The organism is Corallococcus sp. CA049B, from assembly GCF_003611685.1.
GTDB lineage: Bacteria > Myxococcota > Myxococcia > Myxococcales > Myxococcaceae > Corallococcus > Corallococcus coralloides.
Window position 1 is genome coordinate 1 of record NZ_RAWC01000331.1, and the last position, 6,735, is coordinate 6,735.

The 6,735-nt window shown below is 71.5% G+C and carries 5 protein-coding genes and 1 pseudogene; 1 reads left to right on the plus strand and 5 read right to left on the minus strand.

Annotated elements, in window-relative coordinates; genetic code table 11:
• The 3 genes and pseudogenes from D7W82_RS40775 to D7W82_RS37555 all read right to left on the minus strand — a co-directional run.
• Nucleotides 1-253: pseudogene (locus tag D7W82_RS40775) on the minus strand (hypothetical protein); the annotation flags it as partial.
• Between the two features lie 167 nt (nucleotides 254-420).
• A complete protein-coding gene (locus D7W82_RS37550) occupies nucleotides 421-687 on the minus strand; it encodes a GlsB/YeaQ/YmgE family stress response membrane protein (RefSeq protein WP_120622877.1) in 267 nt (88 codons plus the stop codon).
• Between the two features lie 109 nt (nucleotides 688-796).
• On the minus strand, nucleotides 797-1,531 hold the full coding sequence (locus D7W82_RS37555) for a 16S rRNA (uracil(1498)-N(3))-methyltransferase (protein ID WP_120622878.1): 735 nt from the start codon (nucleotides 1,529-1,531) through the stop codon (nucleotides 797-799).
• Between the two features lie 121 nt (nucleotides 1,532-1,652).
• Here D7W82_RS37555 and D7W82_RS37560 point away from each other — a divergent pair, with 121 nt between their 5' ends.
• The gene (locus tag D7W82_RS37560) at nucleotides 1,653-2,648 is read left to right on the plus strand and encodes an asparaginase (RefSeq protein WP_158617803.1); all 996 of its coding nucleotides are present in this window, start codon (nucleotides 1,653-1,655) and stop codon (nucleotides 2,646-2,648) included.
• A 235-nt stretch (nucleotides 2,649-2,883) separates the two neighbouring features.
• On the opposite strand, the gene D7W82_RS37565 is transcribed toward D7W82_RS37560, so the two are convergent.
• Together D7W82_RS37565 and D7W82_RS37570 are read right to left on the minus strand one after the other, a co-directional pair.
• Complete coding sequence (locus tag D7W82_RS37565; protein ID WP_120622880.1) at nucleotides 2,884-3,750, minus strand: 50S ribosomal protein L11 methyltransferase; 867 nt, start codon at nucleotides 3,748-3,750, stop codon at nucleotides 2,884-2,886.
• Nucleotides 3,751-3,826: 76 nt separating this feature from the next.
• Nucleotides 3,827-6,430 (minus strand): pitrilysin family protein, encoded by a 2,604-nt coding sequence (locus tag D7W82_RS37570; protein WP_120622881.1) that lies wholly within the window; start codon nucleotides 6,428-6,430, stop codon nucleotides 3,827-3,829.
• Between the last annotated feature and the right edge of the window lie 305 nt (nucleotides 6,431-6,735).

The window sequence follows — 6,735 nt, forward strand, 5'->3', positions numbered from 1 at the left end:
GCTCCATCGCGAAGGCCGGCGTGCCGCGCAGCGTCTCCGGCTCCATCGGTTCGCTGTTCAGCGTAATGGGGTCGTCGATGCCGCCAGCGTCCTGGGCCATGCGGTCCCCGGCCTTGCGGCGATCAATGTGGATGTCGCGGTCGAGCAGGCTCGGGAGGGGGGCCACCGCGGGTGGGCGCGCGGCATTGGCGGCGCAAGCGGGGCAATCTCCGACCGGCGGCAGCGAGGCGCCGCACTTCAGGCACTTGGACAACGGATCCTCCCGGTGACGCGGACAACCGTCGCCATGAAAGGCCGCATTCAGGCCTGTAGCAAGAAAAGGACAAGCCCCCGCCGGCCCCTCGCCCGAGGAACCGTCAGGGGCTCGTTCGCGCCATCACCACCCTCCCTCAGGGGACGGTGCGTGTGGGGCGCCTCACGCTAGGCGTGGACGCGGCGCCGTCCCGCTGCTCCCACCAGGAGAAGCACGACGATGGAGCCCACGACCGACATGATGATGCCCGAGGCGTGCAGGTCGAACAGCCGGCCATCGCGCTGGAAGAGCGAGCCGATGAGGCCGCCCACCAGAGAACCCACCATGCCCAACAGGGTCGTGGCCACCAGCCCCATGCTCTGCTTGCCCGGCAGGATGGCCCGGGCGATGAGGCCCGCGATGAGACCGATGATGATGAATGCGATGATCCCCATGAGAGTCTCTCCCGTGTGAGGGACCCGCCAGGTCCCGAATGGCAGAAACGTAGGAATCACCACACGGATCCGTGACCCGGGATGCAGGGAGGGACTGTCCGCCCGCCTGCTAACCGAGCGACCCGTCCAGGTGCTGCATCACCACGAGCGCCGCGAGCGCCGCCGTCTCCGTGCGCAGGATGCGCGAGCCCAGCGTCACCGGCCGCGCGCCCAGCCCTCTCAAGCCGTCCACCTCCTCGCGAGCGAGCCCGCCCTCGGGGCCAATCACCAGCGCCACCGGCGTCCCCGGCGCCACGCTCCGGAACGCCTCACCCAGCGGCACCGCGGACTCCTCTTCATCCAGCACCAGCAGCAGCGTGCCCGGCGTCAGCGCGCGCGCCGCGTCCAGGAGCGGCCGGGGCGGGTGCACCACCGGCACATCGTCGCGCCGGCACTGGCGCGCGGCCTCCTCCACAATCTTGGCCCACCGCTGGGTGCGCTCCTCGGCGCGCTTGGGCTCCAGCTTCACCACGCTGCGCGCCGTGGCCACCGGATGGAACGCGGTGGCGCCCAGCTCCGTGCCCTTCTGCAGCACCAGCTCCAGCTTGTCGCCCTTGGGCAGCCCCTGCAGCACGCGCATCTCGCGCGCGGGCGGCGTCACCCGCACGGCCCCCAGCACCAGCCGCACGGCCTCCGCGCTCAGCCCGGTGACGCGCGCCTCGAAGGCGCGGCCCTTGCCGTCGAACACCTCCAGCGCGTCGCCGTCCTCCAACCGCAGCACGTGGACGAGGTAGTGGCGGCGCTCGCCCGTGAGCGTCACGTCGGCGGGGGCGGGGTCGGGCAGGGGAACGAAGAGGCGGACCACGGCGGCTTCCTTGAAGGGGAGGGCGCCCGGAGGATAGCCCTCCAGGCGTCCAGAGGTTCCCTTTCCGAGACCCGCGAGCGCCCGGCCCTGTCCCGTTCCTGCTATGGCGCGCCCTACGCCCATGGCCACCCTCGTCATCGAGTCCACCCGCTCCGGCTTCGTCGAATCCCTCCACACCGTGTCCGTCGCGGTGGTGAGCGCGGAGGGCACGCGCGTCGCGTACGCGGGCGACCCGGAGCGCGTCACCTTCTGGCGCTCGGCGGCGAAGCCCTTCCAGTCGCTGCCCATGGTCCAGGACGGCGCGGCGGACCGCTACGGCTTCGGCCCGCGCGAGCTGGCGCTCTCCTGCGCGTCCCACTCCAGCGAGCCCGTGCACCGCGCCCTCGCCATGCAGATGCTGAGCGCCTCCGGCTGCGAGGAGCGCCACCTCGCGTGCGGCCCGCACCCGCCGCTGTCGCCCGCGGTCGCGGAGGAGGCGCTCAAGGCGGGCGTGGTGCTCACGCCCCGGTGGAACAACTGCTCCGGCAAGCACGCGGGGATGCTCGCGCTGGCGCGGCACCACGGCTGGGACGTCCACGGCTACGCCAGCGACGGGCACCCGGTGCAGGAGCGCATCCAGGAAGAGATCGCGAAGTGGACGGGCCTGCCGAGTGACGCGCTGGTGAAGGCCGTGGATGGCTGCCTCGCCGTCTGCTTCGGCCTGCCGCTCAGCGCCATGGCCACCGCGTGGGCCCGCTTCGGCGTCTCGGAGGCGCCCGCCGCGCGCCGCCTGCGGGAGGCCATGCTCGCGCACCCGGAGCTGGTCGCGGGCAGGGGCCGCGCGTGCACGGACCTGATGACGGCCTTCAATGGAGAGGCCGTGGTGAAGATTGGCGCGGAGGGCGTCTACTGCGCCGCGCTGCCCCGGGCCCGCCTGGGCGTGGCCGTCAAGGTGGAGGACGGCGACGCCCGCTGCGCCGCGCCCGCGCTCCTGGGCGTGCTGCGCCTCCTCGCGGAGCAGCAGGGCCTGTCCCTGCCCATGACGGGCCTGGAGCACCACGCGGAGCCGCGCATCCTCAACACCCGGAGCGAAGCCGTGGGCTCCCTGCGCGCGGCCGGGACCCTCGCGTTCGTCTGAGGCCCGCTGTAGCGCGGAAGGTCACACGCGCCGGGCACCCTGTAACCGGCTCCGCTACAGCCGCGCCCGCGTCCCTTGGAACTCCGAGGACTCAGCGGCAGGCACGCGGACTGCAATGCCCGTCCGGCACACGGCGGGACTCGCGAGGTCCTGACGCCAAGGGGGAAAGCCTCGCGAGTCCAGATGGGGTCGGGTGGGCGAGCCTTCGCGTTCGCTGCCCGACCCCCTCTTGTTTCTAGCGCTTCAAGTCGATGCGCACCCACTCGCCCTGCTGCGCGCCCTCCAGCACGGTGCACCCCAGGTTGCGGTACGCGGCCTCCACGTCCGCGCGCTGGTGCGCGAGCACGCCGGCCAGCACCAGCCGGTCCTTCGCCTTGGGCACGATGAGGGGGGCCAGCTCAATCAGCGTGTTCGCCAGGATGTTCGCGAGCACCAGGTCGAAGGTGCCGGGGACTTGCGTCAGCTCGCGCCCGGAGATGTCCAGGTCGGGCGTCTGGTTGTCCGCGCAGTTCTCCTGGGCCAGCTCCACGGAGATGGGGTCGTTGTCGGTGCCCACCACGTGGCCCGCGCCCAGCTTCTTCGCCGCGATGGCGAGCACGCCCGTGCCGGTGCCCACGTCCAGCACGCTCGCGCCCGGGTGCGTGGACATGAAGTCATCCACGGCCGCCAGGCACAGCGACGTGGTGGGGTGGTCCCCCGTGCCGAAGGCCATCTTCGGCTCGATGACGAGCGTCACCTTGTCCGCGGGCGCGTTCGCCACGTCCCAGGGCGGGCCCACCCACAGGCGGCCCACCTGCACGGACTTGATGAGCGACTTCCACTCGTTGCTCCAGTCCTGCTGGGGCTGCTCGTCCAGGGACAGGCGCGCGGTGGGGTGGCTCTCCGCCACCGCGTCGCGGGCCTCCTCCGCGCTCTCGCGGTCCTCGAAGTAGGCGACGACGATGGACTCGCCCTTCGCGGGGACGCGCACGCCCGGCATGGCGGGCGTCTCCGTATCGCGGACCTCCAGGCCCAGGGCGCCGGCCTCATGGAGCAGGTCCTGGAGGATTTCGGAGGCCTCCTCCGCGATATCGACGGTGAGTGACAGGTAGGTCTGGGACATGGCGCCCCTTCTACCGCACCCGGTGCGGCGTGGAAGCGCCGTCGTCGTGACGCTTCCACGCTCGCGAGGGGAGGACCTACGGCCCGACGATGGCCATGGCCATGCGGTCGAAGTCGATGACCCGGCGGGCCACCTCCTGCACGTCCTCCGCCGTCACCTTCGCCACGTGCTCGGAGTAGTGCAGGAAGTTGTCCAGCCCGATGCCGTAGCAGGTGTCCAGCGCCAGCAGCGTCGCGCGGGCGCTGTTGCGCTGCAGGTCGATTTCATACGCCCCGATGATGTGCTGCTTGGCGCGCTCCAGCTCCGCGGCCGGGATCGGCTCGTCGCGGATCCGCTGCAGCTCGCGGCGCATGCCCTCCACCGCCGCGTCCACCTTCTCCGGGCTCGTGCCCATGTAGACGGCGAAGTAGCCGGGCTCCAACCCGTCCATGGAGAAGCTGCTCACGCTGTAGGCCATGGAGCGCTTGTCGCGCAGCTCGATGAAGAGGCGCCCGCCCTGGCCCGACAGCACCGTGGACAGCACGTCCAGCACCACCCGCCACGGGTCGCTCATCCGCGCCGCCTGGAAGCCCAGCACCAGGTGCGTCTGCGCGCGCGCGAGCACCTGCTTCTCCGTGCGCGGAGCGGAAGGCGGCGCTTCCGGCCGCACCTGCTTCGGGGCCACCGCGCCGCCGCGCGACTTGCCGAAGTACTCGTTCGCCAGCGCCCGCACCTGCTCCACGTCCACGTCGCCCACCACGCTGAGCGTCATCTGCGACGGGTCCATGTGCGCGCGGTGGTACGCATGCAGCTGCTCGGGCCCCAGCGCCTCCACGGACGCCTTCTCGCCCATCAGGGACATCCGGTACGGGTGCTCCTGGTAGAGCGTGCGCGAGAACAGCTCGAACGCCACGCTGGACGGCTTGTCCTCGCGGGTGAGGATGTCCTGGAGCAGCAGCGCGCGCTCCCGCGCCACCTCCTCCTCGCGGAAGGCGGGGTTGAGCAGCACGTCCGCGAACAGCCGGAAGCCGGGCTCGAAGTAGCGCGACAGGAAGTCCGCCTTCAGGCTGATGGAGTTGCGGCCGCCCTGGCCGCTGATGTTGCTCACGTACAGGTCCCCCAGCTGGCTGATGTCATCCGCGCTGAGCGTGGTGGTGCCCTTGGTGAGGGTGCGGCTGAGCAGCGTGGTGATGCCGTTGTCCGCGGGCGTCTCGTAGCGCGCGCCGCCGACGAAGGCCGCGCGCATGGAGAACAGGGGCACGTGCGGCTCCACGCGGATGATGAGCGTGGCGCCGGAGGGCAGCTTCTCCTGCACCACCTCCGAACGCGCGGACGCGATGGCGCTCCGGGCCGGCCGCGGCGGGGCGTCCGGGGGACGCTGCTTCGCGGCGCGCTCCGGAGGCGTGAGGCCGGGGCTCTTCGCCGCCTCATCCAGCGCGGCGTGCACGTGGGCCTCCGTCAGCTCCGCGGCGGGCGGCACCAGCGCGGTGACGACGGCGTGCTCCAGCCGCAGGTACTTCTGGGCCACGCGGCGCAGGTCCTCCGGCTTCAGGTTGCGGATGTCCTCCAGGTAGCGGGCCTCCGACTCCAGGCCACCGGGGGTCGTCTGGTACGAGCCCAGGTTGCGCGCGGTGCCCTGCACCGTCTCCTTGCGGTAGACGGACTCCGCCTCCACCACCGCCTGCACCGTGCGCAGCTCGTCCAGGGGCACGGCCGTGGTGCGCATCGCCTCCAGCACGCGCGCCGTCTGCGTGAGCGCCTTCTGCACCTGCGTGGGCGGCAGCGTCAGCGACACGGAGAAGATGCCCGGGTCCTTGGGCGTGTACGCGGACGCGTGCACGTCGTTCACCAGGTGCTGGCGGCGCTTCACCTCGCGCACCAGCCACGACGAATTGCCCTGGCCGGCGATCATCGCCAGCACGTCCAGCGCGGGCACGTCCGGGTGCTCCAGCTCCGGGATGGCGAAGGCCAGGTGCAGGTAGACCTCCTTCACGTCCTCCGTCTGGACGAGCACGCGGCGGCCCGTGGGAGGCGGGTCGCGCGGACGCTCCACCGGACCCGCGTAGGGCCGGCCCCAGTCACCGCCGAAGATCTCCTCCACCCACTGGCGCAGCTCCGCCTCGTTCAGGTCGCCCGCGACGGACAGCACCAGGTTCCTGGGCGTGTAGTGCCGGTGGTAGAACTCCAGCACCTTCTCGCGGGTGAAGCTGCGCACGCTCTCCTCCGTGCCGATGACGGGCAGCCGGTAGGGGTGCGTCTGGAACGCGGTGGTGAACAGCCCGCGGGACGCGCGGCGCGAAGGCGAGTCGTAGCTGCGCTTGATCTCCTCGCACACGACTTCGATTTCGCGCGCCAGCTCGTCCTTGTCGAACGCGGAGCGGCGCACCGCGTCCCCCAGGATGTCCAGGCCCGTGCGGGCGTACTGGCTGGCGATGACGATGTGGTAGACGGTCTGGTCGAAGGACGTCCAGGCGTTGATTTCGCCGCCGTGCGCCTCGATGTCCCGGGCAATCTCACCGGGCCCCCGGCGCTCCGTGCCCTTGAAGAGCATGTGCTCGTGCAGGTGGGCGAGTCCGGCCTGGTCCGGCCTTTCGTCCGCGCTGCCGGCCTTGACCCAGACCTGGAAGGCCGCGACCTTGGCGGCGTGCTGCTCCTCGAAGACGACGGTGAGCCCGTTGGGCAGGGTGTAGCGGATGGCCATAGGAGTGGTCCGAAGCTGTCATCCCCTGCCGAGGAGAGGCAAGGCGAGGTGTGATGTTTGCTCCATTGGCTAACGTCCCGCCCCCTCCACGTCGAGCGGACCGTGCCGTCCGCCTCCCACCAGGCAGGCGAAGCGGCGCGGTTTCCATCGCGTAACTGGTGGAAACCCCCCGTGGTCGGTAACCTGCGACACGCACATGCCGTCTCCCCCGGACGAGGCGGATCCGCTCGCGGACCTGAAGGAACTGCTGGATGAAGGCGACGCCCCCGTGGCGGCGCCCGCTCCGGCCCCCACCAGGCCGCTCG